Origin of the sequence: Mangrovimonas futianensis (genome assembly GCF_021245805.1) — a bacterium.
Lineage (GTDB): Bacteria > Bacteroidota > Bacteroidia > Flavobacteriales > Flavobacteriaceae > Mangrovimonas > Mangrovimonas futianensis.
On sequence record NZ_JAJJNF010000007.1, the window covers coordinates 61490 to 79423 of the forward strand.

Annotated in this window: 18 protein-coding genes; 9 read left to right on the plus strand and 9 right to left on the minus strand. The window is 36.3% G+C overall.

Going from position 1 to position 17934, the window contains the following annotated elements; genetic code table 11:
• Positions 1-4: 4 nt before the first annotated feature.
• Entirely contained in the window at positions 5-328 is a 324-nt protein-coding gene (locus tag LOK78_RS12525) for a hypothetical protein (protein WP_232635136.1), read from the minus strand.
• A 49-nt stretch (positions 329-377) separates the two neighbouring features.
• Between LOK78_RS12525 and LOK78_RS12530 the strand changes: the two genes are divergently transcribed.
• From LOK78_RS12530 to LOK78_RS12540, 3 genes are all read left to right on the plus strand, one after another.
• The gene (locus tag LOK78_RS12530) at positions 378-536 is read left to right on the plus strand and encodes a C1orf53 family protein (protein WP_232395455.1); all 159 of its coding nucleotides are present in this window, start codon (positions 378-380) and stop codon (positions 534-536) included.
• Between the two features lie 127 nt (positions 537-663).
• Positions 664-2652: a urocanate hydratase gene (gene hutU, locus LOK78_RS12535; protein ID WP_232635137.1), complete on the plus strand. Its 1989-nt coding sequence runs from the start codon at positions 664-666 to the stop codon at positions 2650-2652.
• Positions 2653-2671: 19 nt separating this feature from the next.
• Positions 2672-3211 carry a DUF4136 domain-containing protein gene (locus tag LOK78_RS12540; RefSeq protein WP_053970189.1) on the plus strand — a complete coding sequence of 180 codons (540 nt, stop codon included), beginning with the start codon at positions 2672-2674 and terminating at the stop codon, positions 3209-3211.
• Positions 3212-3246: 35 nt separating this feature from the next.
• Here LOK78_RS12540 and LOK78_RS12545 read toward each other — a convergent pair whose 3' ends face one another.
• Positions 3247-3600, minus strand: coding sequence for a hypothetical protein (locus LOK78_RS12545; RefSeq protein ID WP_157492040.1), 354 nt, complete (start codon positions 3598-3600; stop codon positions 3247-3249).
• Between the two features lie 363 nt (positions 3601-3963).
• On the opposite strand from LOK78_RS12545, the gene LOK78_RS12550 reads away from it, so the two are divergent.
• A complete protein-coding gene (locus tag LOK78_RS12550) occupies positions 3964-5727 on the plus strand; it encodes an aromatic amino acid hydroxylase (RefSeq protein ID WP_232635138.1) in 1764 nt (587 codons plus the stop codon).
• Here the strand turns inward: LOK78_RS12550 and LOK78_RS12555 are convergent.
• The 7 genes from LOK78_RS12555 to alaS all read right to left on the minus strand — a co-directional run bounded on the left by LOK78_RS12555 (position 5724) and on the right by alaS (position 14322).
• Entirely contained in the window at positions 5724-6473 is a 750-nt protein-coding gene (locus LOK78_RS12555; RefSeq protein WP_232635139.1) for an enoyl-CoA hydratase/isomerase family protein, read from the minus strand. The two genes, LOK78_RS12550 and LOK78_RS12555, sit on opposite strands and share 4 nt — an antisense overlap.
• 110 nt (positions 6474-6583) lie before the next feature.
• Positions 6584-7198 (minus strand): DUF4230 domain-containing protein, encoded by a 615-nt coding sequence (locus tag LOK78_RS12560; RefSeq protein WP_232635140.1) that lies wholly within the window; start codon positions 7196-7198, stop codon positions 6584-6586.
• A 136-nt stretch (positions 7199-7334) separates the two neighbouring features.
• Positions 7335-7985, minus strand: a complete 651-nt coding sequence (locus LOK78_RS12565) for a response regulator (RefSeq protein ID WP_166961201.1) — start codon at positions 7983-7985, stop codon at positions 7335-7337.
• Positions 7975-9894 (minus strand): tetratricopeptide repeat-containing sensor histidine kinase, encoded by a 1920-nt coding sequence (locus LOK78_RS12570; protein ID WP_232635141.1) that lies wholly within the window; start codon positions 9892-9894, stop codon positions 7975-7977. The genes LOK78_RS12565 and LOK78_RS12570 overlap by 11 nt, the downstream gene beginning before the upstream one ends.
• Before the next feature lie 263 nt (positions 9895-10157).
• Positions 10158-10679: a Riean_0653 family protein gene (locus tag LOK78_RS12575; protein ID WP_053970196.1), complete on the minus strand. Its 522-nt coding sequence runs from the start codon at positions 10677-10679 to the stop codon at positions 10158-10160.
• Positions 10680-10757: 78 nt separating this feature from the next.
• The gene (locus LOK78_RS12580; RefSeq protein WP_232635142.1) at positions 10758-11705 is read right to left on the minus strand and encodes a GSCFA domain-containing protein; all 948 of its coding nucleotides are present in this window, start codon (positions 11703-11705) and stop codon (positions 10758-10760) included.
• 4 nt (positions 11706-11709) lie between these two features.
• The gene (gene alaS / locus LOK78_RS12585; RefSeq protein ID WP_232635143.1) at positions 11710-14322 is read right to left on the minus strand and encodes an alanine--tRNA ligase; all 2613 of its coding nucleotides are present in this window, start codon (positions 14320-14322) and stop codon (positions 11710-11712) included.
• A 130-nt stretch (positions 14323-14452) separates the two neighbouring features.
• Here alaS and LOK78_RS12590 point away from each other — a divergent pair, with 130 nt between their 5' ends.
• The 5 genes from LOK78_RS12590 (at position 14453) to LOK78_RS12610 (ending at position 17704) form a co-directional block, all read left to right on the plus strand.
• Entirely contained in the window at positions 14453-15424 is a 972-nt protein-coding gene (locus tag LOK78_RS12590; protein WP_053970200.1) for a M23 family metallopeptidase, read from the plus strand.
• A complete protein-coding gene (locus LOK78_RS12595; protein WP_232395402.1) occupies positions 15424-15753 on the plus strand; it encodes a MerR family transcriptional regulator in 330 nt (109 codons plus the stop codon). Before LOK78_RS12590 ends, LOK78_RS12595 begins: the two co-directional genes overlap by 1 nt.
• A 75-nt stretch (positions 15754-15828) precedes the next feature.
• A complete protein-coding gene (locus LOK78_RS12600; protein WP_232395401.1) occupies positions 15829-16428 on the plus strand; it encodes a LemA family protein in 600 nt (199 codons plus the stop codon).
• 5 nt (positions 16429-16433) lie between these two features.
• Positions 16434-16880 (plus strand): TPM domain-containing protein, encoded by a 447-nt coding sequence (locus LOK78_RS12605; RefSeq protein ID WP_166961184.1) that lies wholly within the window; start codon positions 16434-16436, stop codon positions 16878-16880.
• The gene (locus tag LOK78_RS12610) at positions 16877-17704 is read left to right on the plus strand and encodes a TPM domain-containing protein (RefSeq protein WP_232635144.1); all 828 of its coding nucleotides are present in this window, start codon (positions 16877-16879) and stop codon (positions 17702-17704) included. The genes LOK78_RS12605 and LOK78_RS12610 overlap by 4 nt, the downstream gene beginning before the upstream one ends.
• Positions 17705-17934: the final 230 nt, after the last annotated feature.

A 17934-nucleotide genomic window follows, 5' to 3' on the forward strand; every position in this document is an offset into this window, starting at 1 on the left:
CCAACTAAATATATTTTAAAAAGGCCCAAACAGATCTTGATTTTAGATAGTCAGGATCTGTTTCGTTTAAATAAGCTTCTCTTTCAAACGAAATGTTCCGATAGGCCAATCGTTTATTTCTATACTTGAAGAATCGTATGGTAAATTCCAAAAAATACCACACATAAAAAGGAATAATAAAAAGTTCCAATTGCTGTATTTTGTGGATCCTTTCATGAAGCAACAATACCTTGTCATTTCTTAATTCGGGATATTTTAAAATGATAAAAGGAAAAATAGTCAAACCACTATAGCCTTTTGGTATCAATTTTTTTGAAATGACAATCATATTTTCAGAAAACTAAAATCAATCCAAATTACATTATCTTTGCCACATGATAAAAAAAAGAATTCCTATTGAGGAAGGCGATTATTATTTAACCCCTGAAGGCTACCGATGCTTTACCGAACAATACCATTTAAAAAGAGGTTATTGTTGTGAAAGTGGCTGTAGGCATTGCCCATACGGATATAACAAAAAGACAAATTCTCAATAGCCTTGGATCGGTTGTTAATGACATATCGCAAAAAAGTTGCAAATACCCACCACCGGGTAGATATTCGTTACCCCTAGTTTTTCTTGAACACTTCACACCAAACAAGTTTAACTAAATTAAAGCAACAATGACATTTAAAGAAGAAATATTACAGGGGATACCTAGTGAATTACCTACCCTAAAACCATTCGACAATCAAATAAACCACGCTCCTAAACGAAAGGAAATTTTATCCCAAGAAGAAAAAACCTTGGCACTTAAAAATGCACTTAGGTATTTTGAGCCCAAACATCATAAAGCATTAATACCTGAATTTAAGGAAGAGCTAGAAACCTATGGACGAATTTACATGTACAGATTCCGTCCCAATTATAAAATGTATGCTCGCCCTATAGAGGAATACCCGGCAAAAAGCAAGCAGGCTGCAGCCATTATGTTGATGATTCAAAACAACCTAGACTATGCTGTGGCTCAACATCCACATGAATTAATCACCTATGGTGGTAATGGTGCTGTCTTTCAAAATTGGGCCCAATACTTATTAACCATGAAATATTTGGCTCAAATGACCGATGAACAAACATTAGTCATGTATTCTGGCCACCCAATGGGCTTGTTCCCTTCTCACAAAGAGGCTCCGAGGGTTGTAGTTACCAATGGAATGATGATACCTAATTATTCTAAACCGGACGATTGGGAGAAATTCAATGCGTTAGGTGTCACCCAGTACGGACAAATGACAGCTGGGAGTTATATGTACATCGGTCCACAGGGTATTGTTCACGGAACTACAATTACCGTTTTAAACGGATTCAGAAAAATAAACAAAATACCTAATGGTCACCTCTTTGTTACCTCTGGTCTTGGCGGAATGAGCGGTGCTCAACCAAAGGCAGGAAATATTGCAGGTTGCATCACCGTTTGTGCGGAGGTGAATCCTAAAATCACCAGAATTAGACATGAACAAGGATGGATTGATGAAATCATTACCAATTTAGATGATCTAGTTACCAGAGTTCGAAAAGCAAAAAAAGCTGAAGAAACCATTTCATTGGCCTATCTAGGCAATGTCGTTGATGTTTGGGAAAAATTTGATACCGAAAACATTCAAATAGATTTAGGAAGTGACCAAACGTCCCTTCACAACCCATGGGCTGGAGGATACTATCCAGTGGGATTATCTTTTGAAGAAGCTAATAATATGATGGCAAGCACGCCAGAACTATTCAAAGACAAAGTGCAAGAAAGCCTACGTCGTCATGCTAATGCTATCAATAAACATACAGCCAAAGGCACCTATTTTTTTGATTACGGAAATGCCTTTTTATTGGAAGCTTCCCGAGCCGGAGCAGATGTTATGGCCGAAAATCCAACTATAGGTCGTGAATTTAAGTATCCTAGCTATGTACAAGATATCATGGGACCCATGTGTTTTGACTATGGATTCGGACCATTCAGATGGGTTTGCACTTCAGGAAAACCTGAAGACCTGGAAAAAACAGATGCTTTAGCTTGTCAAGTTTTGGAAGATTTAATGAAGCAAGCACCAGAAGACATCCAACAACAAATGGCAGATAATATTCAATGGATCAAAGGTGCACAGGAAAACAAACTTGTTGTTGGTTCCCAAGCCAGAATTCTTTATGCCGATGCAGAGGGTCGTATGAGAATTGCAAAGGCTTTCAACGATGCCATTGCCAATGGGGAAATAGGCTACGTTGTTTTAGGAAGAGATCATCATGATGTTTCAGGTACAGATTCTCCTTACCGAGAAACAAGCAACATCTATGACGGATCCCGATTTACTGCCGATATGGCCATTCACAATGTTATTGGAGATAGTTTTAGAGGCGCTACATGGGTGAGTATACACAACGGTGGTGGAGTTGGATGGGGTGAAGTTATAAATGGCGGATTCGGCATGGTTCTTGATGGTACTTTAGACGCAGAAAAGCGCTTAAAATCAATGCTTTTCTGGGATGTCAACAATGGTATTTCAAGACGCAGTTGGGCCAGAAATGATGGTGCGATGACAGCCATTCAAAGAGCCATGGAAAACGAGCCATTACTAAGCGTAACTTTACCAAATTTAGTTGACGAAAATTTGCTAAATTAGAAGGACTAAATCATACGCTATGAAAAACACTTTAAGAACTTTTGGAGTATTACTTTTGTTAATCTCTGTATCCTCTTGCACCTCTGTAAGGGTGGCAACGGATTATGACAAAAACGCAAATTTTGACAATTATAAATCATTTGCCTTTTACAAACCAGGTATTGATAAAGCCGAAATAAGCGATTTAGACAAACGAAGGATTCTTCGAGCCATTGAAACCGAGATGTTAGCCAAAGGCTTTACCAAATCTGAAACTCCCGATTTGTTAATAAGCATTTTTACCAAATCTAGAGAGCAAGTGAATGTTTACAACAACGGCTGGGGACCATATGGTTATGGTTGGGGCTGGAGTCCTTATTACTGGAACTCTTACAGTTCTGTATCAACAAGTACCGAAGGAACCTTATATGTTGATCTTATTGATGCCCAAAGAAAAGAATTGGTTTGGCAGGGTGTTGGAAGTGGATACCTGACTCAAAACATGGATAAGAAAATTGAAAGAATTTCTGAATTTGTCCATGAAATCCTAATGCAATATCCTCCTGGACAAAAAAAATAAAGCATAAAAAAAAGCGACTTAAAGTCGCTTTTTTTTTATTTAGGCATATCCATGTAATGATACTTCTTGTATTGTTCTGGTGTTAGGATATCAGTCATCTTAAGATCTAGATTTTCATTAATGACATCCATTCTAGCTTTCTCTAATTTTGGCTCTAGATTAGCTTTTTTTATCTCTCCTGTATTCTTTGCAGCCTCAACAAACACTTCAAGAACCAACTCTTCTTGTTGACCATTTAAATGTAGTTTTTTACTCAATTCTATTGCATCTTGTTTAGCCTGTGCAATTAAATCTTCTGATGCAGCAACTTTTTTATCTTGAGCTACAGTAGTTTGCATTCCAACAAAGAAAAGCAACATAAAACCAAATAAGGAAATGACCTTTTTCATAATATAATAATAGTTAATTAGAATTTTAATTTAAGTGCTAAATATACAAATTAAATTGAATTATTTTTCCTCAGCTATGAAAAATGCCTTTTACAGCATAGCTTTTCACTTTATCCAATAAAAACGTATCTAATATTCAATATCTCCCATTTTTTGATCTCCTTTATTAGTTCATCTAACAAATTATAAAACTCTTTAAAATTATTTTTCCTCAAAGAAAATCCGAATAGTAATTACGTCCTTGACTTATAAATAGTTAAATAGGCAAGATGAATTGCAAAACAAAGGAAGATAGGTTATTTTCCTTTATACCAACAAAAAAATTGAATATTTTGTAACTTTACCCAGATACTTTTAAGAATTATGGAATTACAATCAATAGAATCCAATAACATTTTAGATAGGCTTCCAAAGCACTTAAAACAATTCATCAAACCACAGAACTATGATGATTACACCCCAATTAATCAAGCTGTTTGGAGATATGTGATGAGAAAGAATGTGGACTATTTGAGTAAAGTAGCTCACAAATCATATGTTGACGGATTAAAACAAACTGGCATTTCTATTGATGACATTCCTAACATGTATGGAATGAACCGCATTCTTAAAGAAATTGGTTGGGCAGCCGTAGCAGTAGATGGATTTATTCCTCCGAATGCGTTTATGGAATTTCAGGCCTATAATGTGCTGGTAATTGCCAGTGACATCAGGCAATTGGAACATATTGAATACACACCAGCACCAGACATCATCCATGAAGGAGCGGGACATGCCCCTATAATTGCAAATCCTGAATATGCCGAATATTTAAGACGATTTGGAGAAATAGGTTGTAAAGCCATTTCTTCTGCCAAAGATTATGAACTTTATGAGGCTGTAAGATACCTTTCCATATTGAAAGAAGCTCCAGGAAGTAAAGAAGAGGACATTCAAAAAGCTGAAGCCGATGTTGAATACCTTCAGGAAAACATGGGTAAACCAAGTGAAATGGCTTTAATAAGAAACCTACATTGGTGGACCGTTGAGTATGGATTGATAGGCACTTTGGATAATCCAAAAATTTATGGCGCTGGATTACTTTCTTCAATAGGCGAAAGTACTTGGTGTATGACAGACCAAGTAAAAAAACTTCCGTATTCTATTAAAGCCGCAGACCAAAGTTTTGACATTACGAAACCCCAACCCCAATTGTTTGTGACCTCCAATTTTGCCCATTTAAGTTTGGTTTTAGAAGAATTTGCAAATACCATGGCACTTCGAACTGGAGGTTTATCGGGAGTCAATAAACTTATTGAATCAGAAGCTCTAGGGTCTATTGAATTAAGCACTGGTCTTCAAATTTCTGGCGTTTTTTCAAATGTAATTTCTCACAAAGACAAACCTATTTATATTCAAACAACAGGAAAAACAGCTCTCTCCTACAGAGAAAAACAACTTGTTGGACATGGCACAAATCATCATAATGGAGGCTTTGGTTCTCCTATAGGAAAACTTAAAGGCATCAATATATCTATCGAGGATATGAGCCCTAGAGATCTAACGGCCTATAACATTTTTGAAGGAGAGCGTGTTACATTAGAATTTGAAGGCGGCGTCAAAGTCACTGGAAATATCATTACAGGAAAGAGAAACTTACAGGGTAAAATTATTTTAATCAGCTTTGAAAACTGTACCGTATCGTACAAAGAAGAGATTCTTTTCCAACCAGAATGGGGCATTTACGATATGGCTGTTGGTAAGAAAGTTGTTTCAGCATTTTCGGGACCAGCAGATTTCAATAGTTTTGATTTATTGACTCACAAGTCATCTACAGAAACGATTAAGATTAAAAAAACTCCTAAAGAGGAAGAGCTAGAGATACTTTATCAACAGGTTAGAGATTACAGAGAAGGCAATACCCAAACTATTTCCAGACACAAAGTTTTAGAACAGTTAATTGAAAACCATCCAGAAGATTGGTTGCTTCCAATAGAGTTATATGAATTGGCATTCCAATCCAGCAAACAGGAACTCTGCGAAGCTATTTTAAAGCATTTGGAAGGTATCAAATCCAACAGACCGCAGGTAGGTCATCTTATTGATGACGGATTGGACATTATTGAAAAATCTGGAGTATTGAATTAAAATTTATTCAGGAAGTTTTTTGTCGTTTCACTAAGAACCAACTCACCACTGGTTTTAGCCCGTTCAATCAGTAGGTTGTCCCAGTGTTCTGTCCCAGACCACAAAGCCCGTTTCATGGATGCCATGGCATCTGTATGGTAACTAGACAAGCTTTTAGCAAGTTTTTCAAGTGTATGGTCCATATCCTTTACATCTTCAAAACATTCAGAATACAAACCCTTCCCTAGACACCACTCTGCCGAATAGAAATTTTTGCAATCCATGCTTAATTGAGATAAGGCTCCTACCCCAATTTTTCGCTCAATTGCAGGAGCTATAACGAAAGGTCCTATCCCTATGCTCAATTCGCTTAATTTGATCGAGGCGTGCTGGGTAGCCACACAATAATCTGCGGCCGCTAAAATACCAACACCACCACCTACTGCTTTTCCTTGGGCTCTTACCAAAATAAACTTGGAACATCGCCTCATAGCATTAATCACATTGGCAAATCCAGAAAAGAAAGCCAATCCCTCCTCCGGTGTTTGAATCTGTTTGAGCTCATCAAAACTAGCCCCGGCACAAAACGTTCTATCACCACCACTTTTTAAAACAATTACCTTGACACCAGGATCCTTGTCTGCATCCAAAATGGCATTCTGTAATTTTTTCAATAAATCACTGGGGAGTGAATTATGGGATGGATGGTAAAACTCAATGGTACCAACATGCTCCGAAACAGAAAAATTAACGTATGGATTGGACATAATGTTTTAATATTTTAAAGCCGAATATACAGTTTTTAATGATTTTTAAAAATGATAATCATGAGGTTTTTCCCGTAGATAAACCAAAACATAAAATATTCTAGCTTGATTTAAAATGGCAAAAATTCAAGTTCTTCTATTTCATTAATAGATGAGCCGTTATACTCCAAAGTCCATCCCAAACTATTGGTAAGAATATAAAATTTGGAGAGCTCGCTTATCAATCTATTTTCGGCATTTTTCTTCAAATCGGAAGCTTCAATTTTCTTCATCAAGGAAACTTTCACCTTATTCTTAATCTGGTTATAGTCCTTGGCGTCAAACTGATTAAGAAAATCTGCTTGCACATCGTAATATTCAAAATCTGGATTGACCTTTATTTCCTCCTTTGGAATGCTCAGTATTCTCAATGTTTTGGTTGATTCATCCAATTCATATTCAATTTGACTCAAATCATAAGCAATTGTAACATCGGCATTGACTACTACCAATGCCTTTTTTTCTGCGCTGATCAAATCGCCAAAAAGCGCCTTTGAATTTTTATAGGTAAACACATCACTAAAGTGACCCTCGGTAACCACCAGCTTACCAACATTCTTAATTTGTTCCAAAATAAGATCGGAGTTTTCCTGTAGTATAATCTGATCTTCCTTTTTGTTTTCGCATTGCCTAAAAACAAAAATAATTGCCAAGGCAATAACAACTCCCAATATGATTTTTCGCATAGCCCTAAAATACAAAAAGCATTGGTTGCTTCGACAACAAAGCCTAACCAATGCTTTTACCCCTTTGATAAATTAATAGCTGTGTAAAAATAAGTATGAAATAGAATATTTATATTACTGAAAGGTTAATTAATAATTAAATCAACTTGTTGTTTTTAGCCTTCTGAACTGCCTCCAATTTGTTATGAACCTGTAACTTCTTGTAAATATTTTCAATATGCTTTCTAACGGTTCCTGAAGAAATCAATAGATTATCTGATATTTGGATATAACTTAATCCTTTACTCAATTGTTCTAAAACATCTATCTCCCTTTTGGTTAAAGTGATTTCCTCTTGACAATTGCCATCCTCCAGTTCCATGGGCTCCCTAAGAAGCTTTAGGGTCTTTAGAGCTATGGAAGGATTCATTGCTGCTCCTCCATTCATGGTATCTAGAATACCATCATGTAAATCCTGAGCATTAATATCTTTCAACAAATAGCCGTCTGCCCCAGCTTTTATTGCCTTGAAAATATGTTCGTCATTATCAAAAACGGTAAGCATAATAATCTTAATCTGCGGGTATTTCTTTTTCACATGGGCGGTAGCTTCAATACCGTTTAACTGTGGCATTTCAATATCCATTAAAATCAAATCGACGAGATGGTCTTTCTCAAGTTTCTCCAACAAATCTTCTCCTTGTATTGCAGTATACTTACAAAGTAAATCTTCAAAAAAAGACAATTTTTCTTTTACCGTCTTTATCAGAAAGGAATTATCATCTACAACAACAATTTTAACTGGCATTGCTTAAACTATTATGAGGTGGTAAACTTAAAGTAATTTGAGTGCCAACTCCGGGTTTAGAATCAATCTGGCAAGAAGCTCCAATGTCTCCTGAACGCTTTTCTAGGTTATGCAGCCCATTTCCCCGGTTTACATCATCAATGGAAAAACCTTGACCGTTATCCTTTATGGTGACCAGATAGTTTTTAGGCTTATCAATTTCTATTATGATTTCAGAAGCATTGGCATGCTTTAAAGCATTATGAATACTTTCCTGAACCATTCGATAAACAGCAATACCTTTTATCGAGTCGAACACATCCGATTTATCAACCGTTGGAGCAAGTCCTAAATGAAATTGAACGCCTTGGGTAGCCTTTTTAGCTTTTTCCAAATAATTGATAATACGTGACTGAAGGTCTTCAATGGTTATATACTCCTTATTCATTGCCCAAATGGTATCTCGCAATTCAAAGATCGTATCTGAAGCAAAGTGCCCAATTTCGTCCAACTTATCTTTAAGACGACTATCTTGGATATTATAGGCATACTTTAAATTATCTAAAGATGAAATGATGAAGGTCAATTGTGCTCCTATATTATCATGAAGATCTCTTGAAATGCGCAACCGTTGTTCTTGTAACTTGTTTTGCGTTTCAATTTTTAAAAGAGCACTTTTAAGTTCGCTTTCTTTAGCCAACTGAATATTTTTAAGCTTTTGTTGGTTGTACATAAAAAAGCCAATTACCCCCAATAAAATGGCTGCAGCAATGGCTCCGTAAATCTGATAGTTTTTGTTTTGAATGGTAAGCTTTTGCTCAGCTAGTTCAGCCCTATGAACTAGTATTTGCTTCTCTTTCTTTTCGGTGTCATATTTCACTTCCAAATTGGCAAACTCTTTAGCATTTTCCTTAGAAAAAAGGGAATCCTTTAAAACCACATATTCTTTAGTTAGCTGTCTGGCCTGATCCAAATCCTGAAGCATGAAATAACTTTCAGCTGTATTTAAATATAACTCTCCATTAGCAATGCTTTCAGCAGGGTATTTATCTATGAGATCAAAAGCCTGTTTGGAATATTTCAAAGCTTCCTTAGGTTGATTTTTGTAATTGAAAAGAGAAACTAAATTCATTAAAATTGAAATATTTTCTCTTTCGTCAAACTCATAATTCTCAGGCTTATTTAATGCCTTAAAGTACAAATCTATGGCTTTGCTATAGTCTCCAAGTTCTTGATAAGCATTGGCCAAGTTGTCTAATATTTGATAATAGCCAATTTTATTGTTGCTTTTGTCGGCAAGCTTAAGACCTTTTTCAAGAACCATAACCGCTTCATGAAACCTACCCAAGGTTTTTAGATTTATCCCTATGTTGTTTAATGATGCTACTTGTTCTTTTTCTAAATTGTATTTCTCCCTAATTTCCAAGGCTTTTTGGTGATACTCTAGTGATTTTTCAGGCAAATTCATGTCTTGATAAATCAATCCGATATTATTAAGTGGCGCAGCTGTACCTCTTTCACTCCCTTGATTTTCATACATTTTCAAAGCCTGAAAAAAGTAATTTAACGCTTGCTTATAATGACTTTGGTTCCAATGGAACATCCCTAAGTTATTCAAACACATGACCTCAATGTTTTTGAATTGATGATCTCGGCTCAATTTCAAAGCCTTTTCAAAATAATATCTAGCCGAGTCAGCTTTCCCTGTAATATCCATATAGATTCCATGGGTATTGGTAAGTTCTATCAAGCCAAACATAAATTGGCTTTGCTTAGCGAGATGCTCACCTTCTTCAATCATATCTAATGCTTTTTTAGCATCGTTAAAGAGATAAGAAGAAGCAATTCTGTTTAAGGCTCTAATTTTTACCGAATCATTTTTCATTTCCTTTGTGGCTGCATAAAGACTATCCAGGTTTTGTGAAATCAAAGAAAAACTTAAGAAAAAAAAACAACAGAAAAGAAGGGGAATCTTTGTCATGGTAATATAAAAAAAGACATCAATGGAGATCTTATGATCTTTCTACTGATGTCTTTCTTATTAAATTGATTAATAGCTTCCTAAATATAGTTAAAAATATCAATTCCTAGTAATTTAATCGACAAACTACTCGTTCTAAAAGATTAAGGGTTTTGCACTTATTTTTTCTTTTTAAATATTGCTAAAAAAACCCCTTTGACATCATTAAATAACTACATCTTATTTAAATTGAAAGAACCATCCGTTACTTCCCTAGTTGATCCATCATTCGGGTTTTTGGCTGTAAATTGAAAAGTCCCCTTTATGGTAGCATCCGTTTCTTCTGAAATATTAATTTCCCCAACCACCCCAGATGCATCAAAAGGAGCACTCCAAGTTTGACTTTGAGCAGGATTCTGGGTGTTGGGCTCAATATAAGAAGCGAGGATAAAGACACTTTCATCAGTTATATCATAGGTACCTACTCCATCATAATAATTAATTTGCATATTGATTGCTTGAGATGAGGAGTTTCCCTGCATTACTAGAACCGTATTACCTCCCCCCGATTGTACAGTAGCAAAAGAGGTTATCTCAAGCGAAGTAAAACTCTCTCCATTAATTTTTGCTGTAATGGTTCCTGATGCCGCTTGAGTATCACCCGGATCACCGCCATCGTCGTCCTTTTTACAAGAAGTGAGCGTTACGAAACCCAATGCCATAAATAGCATAAGTGTCAATTTAAATGTTTTCATTTCAATAAGTTTTGATTAATAGTTCAGCAAAAATGCAACCTACTGAAATTAAATTCAATACGACAAATGTCGTATTTATTAAAAATGTATAGACGGAATTTCTTTCTGTAGTTCTAACTTTTCTCTCTCCAATTGACTAAGAAAAGCTTTGTAAGATTCGGATTCAGGATTAAACGGTTTGTGTTGCAGGCCTTTTTGAATTTTATCCACGCGTTTCATAATGGGTTCGGTTGATTCCGAAAACCATACCTTTTGAAACAGATTCCAAATGTAGTCGATAGCCATATTATTGGGATGAACCAAATCCTCTGCATAATAACGGTAATCCCTTAAATCGTCCATCATAATTTCATATGCGGGGAAATAGAATAAATCCAAATCATCAATTATTTGGTGAATAGCTGCCAAAAGATGCGCTTTGCTTCTTGTGTTTTCAACAAAACCATCCTTAATATGTCTGATAGGAGAAACTGTAAAAATGATCTTTACAGTTGGGTTAAGCTGTCTTAACAATGAAGTTATTTTCATTAAACTTGAAACTATCTCCTCTATAGACAATAGCTTCTTTCTAAATTCCCTTTGAGGTACTTTATGGCAATTAGCCACAACTTTTTCAGAAGCTTGATGTTCATATACCCATGCTGTTCCTAAAGTGATGACTACATGGGTAGCCTCCTTTACAGTTTTGAGTGTATTCTGCTGGGATTGATTTAAATTTTGGAGTAAGTCTTCCAGATCAAGAGCATTCATCTGTGAGTGGGCCTCAAATGACTTCCAAACGCCATCCATCTCAAAAATATCCTCAGACTTGTATGGAATGTCGTCAACAACCCTTTGAACAAACCTTTCAATGGCTAGCGGGTGAAAAAAAATTCCAATCGGGTTGTGTACCGACTGGAATTTAAAATAGTTCAATTTTGAACCTATATTTTCTACAAAACAAGAACCGATTAAAAAAAGCTTGGAATCGTAATCAATGAGACCTTCCTTTTCTTTGTTTAAAGTTATTTCGGTTCTAAATTTCAATGTATCAATTTAAGTAAGTCTTGGCCTGATCCAATGCCTCTTTGATCCCCGCCGGGTTTTTACCTCCTGCTGTAGCAAAGAATGGCTGTCCGCCACCGCCTCCTTGAATGTACTTTCCTAACTCCCTTACAATAGTTCCTGCATTCAAACCTTTATCTGCTACCAACTCTTTAGAAATATAGCATGACAACATCGCTTTTCCATTTTGCTCGGCACCAAATAACAAGAAAAGATTGTCCATTTGTCCGCCTAATTCAAAACTTAAATCCTTGATTCCGGCTGCATCCAAATCCACCTGTTTGGCTAAGAACTGTACTCCATTCACTTCGGTGATTTCCTGTTGCAAGTCTCCTTTCAAGTTTTTGGCCTTTTCTTTCAACAAGTTTTCTATTTCTTTCTTAAGCGCATTGTTTTCTTCTTGAAGCTCTTGAACCACAGTCACAGGATCTTTAGGACTTTTTAGCAACTCCTTTAATGATTGATAGTCTCTATCAATTTCTATAAAATAATCCCCAACCTCAGCATTTGTAATAGCTTCAATCCTTCTAATTCCTGATGCTACGGCGCTTTCAGAAACAATCTTAAAGTACCAAATCTTACCTGTTTCTTGCACATGGGTTCCACCACAAAGTTCTATTGAATTCCCGAATCTTATGGTACGTACACTATCGCCATATTTCTCCCCAAATAATGCCATGGCTCCTTCATTAATAGCCTCTTGAATAGGAATATTACGTTGTTCTTGTAATGGAATATTTTCTCTTATTCGAGCATTAACGAAATCTTCTATTTGCTGCAATTGATCTTTCTCGACCTTTGAAAAGTGTGAAAAATCAAAACGCAAACCTTTAGCTTTCACCAAAGACCCTTTTTGCTCCACATGAGTCCCAAGAATACTTCTCAATGCTTGATGTAATAAATGTGTCGCTGTATGATTAGAAGCCGTTAAGTTCCTAGCTTCCTCGTTAACCACAGCTTTAAAGGTTTCTTCTATATTCTTTGGTAAGTTCTTTACAAAATGAATGATGACATTGTTTTCCTTTTTTGTATCTATGATATAAACCACATCTCCATTAGAACTTTCTATATGCCCTCTATCTCCTATTTGTCCACCTCCTTCTGGATAGAAAGGTGTCAGGTTGAAAACCAATTGATATTGCTCTCCATCTTTCTTTGTAGTCACTTTTCGGTAACGAGTAATGCGAACATCTACCTGTAATCGGTCATAACCTACAAATTCTTCCACATCATCGTCTTTCAAAATGACCCAGTCTGAAGTTTCTGAAGCAGAAGCTTGTCTAGATCGGTCCTTTTGTTTTTGCATCTCCGTTTGAAAAGCCTCTACATCTACTTGATATCCTTTTTCACGAGCAATTAATTGTGTTAAATCCAAAGGAAATCCATAGGTGTCGTACAATTCGAAAGCTTTTTTACCAGAAATTGTTTTTTCCTTTGAAGTTTCAATCACTCCCGCCAATAATAACAATCCTTGATCTAAAGTTCTCAAAAAGGATTGCTCCTCTTCTCGTATGACATTTTCTATTAATACACGCTGCTTTCTAATCTCTGGAAAAGCCTCTCCCATTTGATTTGAAAGCGTTTCAATCAACTTATAAATAAATGGCTCTTTTTGATCCAAAAAGGTGAAGCTATATCGAATCGCTCTTCTAAGGATTCTTCTTATGACATATCCAGCTCCAGTGTTACTTGGTAATTGTCCGTCGGCAATAGAAAAAGCAACAGCTCTCACATGATCTGCTATAACCCGAACTGCTACATCAATTTTTTCATCCTTGCCATAATTTACTCTAGAAATAGTTTCTATCTCTCTTATTATCGGAGTAAAAACATCGGTATCATAGTTACTTTGTTTTCCCTGCAGCACCATACATAAGCGCTCAAATCCCATCCCGGTATCAATATGCCTATTTGGTAAATTTTCCAAAGAGCCATTGGCTTTTCGGTTGTACTGCATGAATACCAAATTCCAAATTTCTACCACTTGTGGGTGGTCTTGATTCACCAATTCTCTTCCAGATTTTTGAGCCTTTTCTTCTACAGAACGAATATCTACATGAATCTCACTACAAGGACCACAAGGACCTTGATCTCCCATTTCCCAAAAATTGTCTTTCTTATTTCCTAACAGGATTCTGTCTTCAGGTATGATAGCTTTCCACAAATCATAGGCCTCTTGATCCATAGGGATGCCTTCAGCTTCATTTCCTTCAAAAACAGTAACGTAAAGAATCTCTTTATCTATCTTGTAAACTTCGGTTAATAATTCCCAAGCCCAAGCAATAGCCTCTTTTTTAAAATAATCTCCAAAACTCCAATTCCCCAACATCTCAAAAAGCGTATGATGGTAGGTATCATACCCTACTTCTTCCAGATCGTTGTGTTTTCCTGAAACTCTTAGACATTTCTGGGAATCGGCAATTCGGCTACTTTTGGGTTCTGTATTGCCTAAGAAGTATTCCTTAAAAGGAGCCATTCCCGAATTGACAAACATTAAGGTAGGATCATCCTTTAAAACCATCGGAGCCGATGGTACAATTAGGTGACTTTTATTCTCAAAAAAGTTTAAAAAAGTAGAGCGAATCTCTTGCGATTTCATAGAGTTGGAAATTCTCGTTGCTGTTAAAATTATATTAATTGCGAAACAATTTTTATCTTTGTTCGTTTCGCTTTAAAATCAATCTATTTAAATGATTTTTACTAATTGCAAAAATAGCATAATTTAAGTAATGAGTAAGGTAAAATATTATTACGATCCAGAAACCCTTTCATACCGAAAAATAGAGCGCAAAAAAAGACGAACCTTTAAGTATATTTCTGTTTTTTTATTGGCCTCTGCCCTCTTTGGTTTTTTGTCAGTATTTATTTCAAGCCAGTATATCGAATCTCCTAAGGAGCGTGCTCTAAAACGTGAATTATCCAATCTTCAATTGCAATACCAGTTAATCAACAAAAAGATGAATGAGGCCGAAGCCGTTTTATCCAGTATTGAAGATCGAGACAACAACATATATCGCTTATATTTTGAGGCCAATCCTATACCTGAAGAACAACGTAGAGCTGGTTTTGGGGGTATCAATCGCTATAAAGACCTAGAAGGATTTAACAACTCCAAATTGATCATTGAAACCAACAAGCGTTTGGACATCCTTCAAAAACAGATTGTGGTTCAGTCCAAATCTCTTGATGAAATAGCTAAATTGGCTGAAGAAAAAGAAAAATTACTAGCAGCCATTCCTGCCATTCAACCTGTAAGAAATGAAGATTTACGCCGTATGGCTTCTGGTTATGGCGTGCGTTCTGACCCTTTTACAAAAGCAAGAAAAATGCACTGGGGCATGGACTTTTCAGCTCCTAGGGGAACACCCATTTACGCCACAGGAGACGGTGTTGTAACACGTGCTGACAATAGAGCAACAGGTTATGGGAATCACATAGAAATTGATCATGGTTATGGCTATGTGACCATCTATGGGCACCTTTACAAATACAACGTCAAGAAAAATCAAAAAGTGAAACGTGGTGATTTGATAGGTTTTGTAGGAAGTACCGGTAGATCTGAAGCACCACACCTCCATTATGAAGTCCATAAAGACGGCGAACGCATCAACCCCATCAATTTCTACTACGGAAGTTTAACTGCCGAGGAGTTTGATGAATTACTGCAACATGCGAGTATGGAAAATCAATCTCTTGACTGATGCACATCAATTTGCCCGAAAAACGATATTACACAATTGGCGAAGTGGCCAAAGCTTTTGATGTCAATACCTCATTGATTCGTTTTTGGGAAAAAGAATTTGATGTTTTAAAACCTAAAAAAAACGCCAAGGGAAACCGAAAATTCACACCAGAAGACATTAAAAACCTTCAGTTCATTTATCATTTGGTAAAAGAACGTGGCTTTACGCTAGAAGGTGCCAAAACACATCTTAAAGAGGAAAAGAAAAAATCCCTCAGTAATTTTGAAATAATTAGTAAATTAGAAAGTATTAAATCTCAGCTCATTAAAATTAAAGAACAGCTGTAACAATTTTCTAAATCAAGCTACAAATTATTTGTATTAATCATCATAACATTTTAAAACTTTAAACACGTCACTATTATGAAAAAATGGCTTATACCCTTAATTATTATCCTTGTTGTAGGATTTGGAGTTTATAGGTGGGCAGTAGGATTTAACAATACCGCTGTAGAATTAAACGAAAACGTAAGCGAAGCTTGGGGTAATGTTCAAACCTCGTATCAAAGAAGAAATGATTTGATTGGCAATTTAGTAAACACAGTAAAAGGAGCTGCTGATTTTGAACGCACTACTTTAACCGAAGTGATTGAAGCCCGTTCTAAAGCAACGCAAACGACTATTGATCCTTCTAATATCACACCAGAACAATTAAAACAATTCAACGAGGCTCAAGGCGGTTTAAGCAGTGCCTTATCAAGATTATTGGTAACCGTAGAAAGGTATCCAGATCTTAAAGCCAATCAAAATTTCCTTAAACTTCAAGACGAATTGACCAGTACGGAAAATACGATTCAAACTGCGAGAACACGTTATAATGAGGCTATAAAACCTTACAACAACCATGTTAAGAAGTTTCCAAACTCCATTCTGGCAGGTATGTTTGGCTTTGAGGGCAAACCTTACTTCGATTCAGAACCTGGAGCTGAAAAGCCGGTTGAAGTTGATTTCCAATTTGATTAAACATTATGTCCAACATTGAAGACTTTTTAACTTCTGAAGAAGAGCAGGAAATTATTGAAGCCATAAGGATTGCAGAAAAAAATACTTCTGGCGAGATAAGGGTTCACATTGAAAGAGAAGCCAAAAAAGACACCTTTGAAAGAGCCTTGGAGGTTTTTCATTTATTAAAAATGGATAACACCAAACAGCAAAATGGCGTACTTATTTATGTTGCAGTTGATGACCACTCGTTTGTCATTTATGGAGATAAAGGCATTAATGAGGTGGTAGAACATGATTTTTGGGAGACCACCAAAAATGCCATCCAAGCTCAATTTAAACAAGGACATTTTAAACAAGGACTTATTGATGGTATTCTAAAAGCTGGAAAGGAACTGGAATCCTTTTTCCCTTGGGATGCCAATGATATAAACGAATTACCAGACGATATTTCAAAAGGTTCCATTTCATGATAATAAACAAACAAGGCAATAAACTATGGGGTTTCAAACGCCTCTGGACCTTATTGTCCCTATTACTTTTAACCTCAGTATCTCAAGCACAATTTGATATTCCGCCTGTTCCTAAGGAACAGACCAGTGTTTATGACTATATTAACTTGTTGAATAGCTCTCAAAAAAGCAATCTTGAAAACAAGTTGATAAAATACTCTGACACTACTTCAACTCAAATTGTAGTAGCCATCATTGAGAGCACAAAAGGCGAAAACATTGGTTTACTAGCACCAAAATGGGCTCACCAATGGGGAGTAGGTCAGGCCAAGGAAGATAATGGCGTGTTTGTTCTACTATCGTACAAGGATCGAAAAATATGGATCTCTCCAGGTTATGGCGTAGAACATAAATTAACAGCAGGTATTACTGGAGAACTCATAAGAAACATCATTATCCCTGAATTTAAAAAAGGGGACTACTATGGAGGTTTGGATAAAGGAACCGATGCTATTTTTAAAGTACTGGAAGGAACTTATAAAGGAACTCGCAAATCCTCGCAAGCCGATGAGTTTCCAATAGGCCCCATCATTATTCTCATCTTTTTCCTTATTGTCTTTATCATTGCCCTATCAAAAAATAAACGGGGCGGCGGTGGCTCAGGCGGAAGACGCTCTAGCGGCTTTGATATTTGGGACGCCATTATATTGAGCAATATGGGAAGAGGTGGTTACGGCAGATCCTCTGGCGGCTTTGGTGGCGGAGGAAGCTTCGGAGGTGGCGGCTTTGGCGGTGGCTTTGGGGGCGGTGGCTTTAGCGGCGGTGGTGCTGGAGGAAGTTGGTAAATCTTCTTTGTAACTTAAAAAACAAAAGGGGCGTTTCAATTTGAGGCGCCCCTTTTTGGTTTTAAATTTTAAAAACGTTAGCTAATCTCTCCGAAAATCACAAGTATAGCCTGTTCAACAGTTAAAACTCTTTCTAAATCTTTAAATTTCTAAAGCAAAGACCATTATACTAAGTCTAAATAGCAATGAATTCATATTAAATTTAAGAAGACATCTCTTTTATTGAAAGA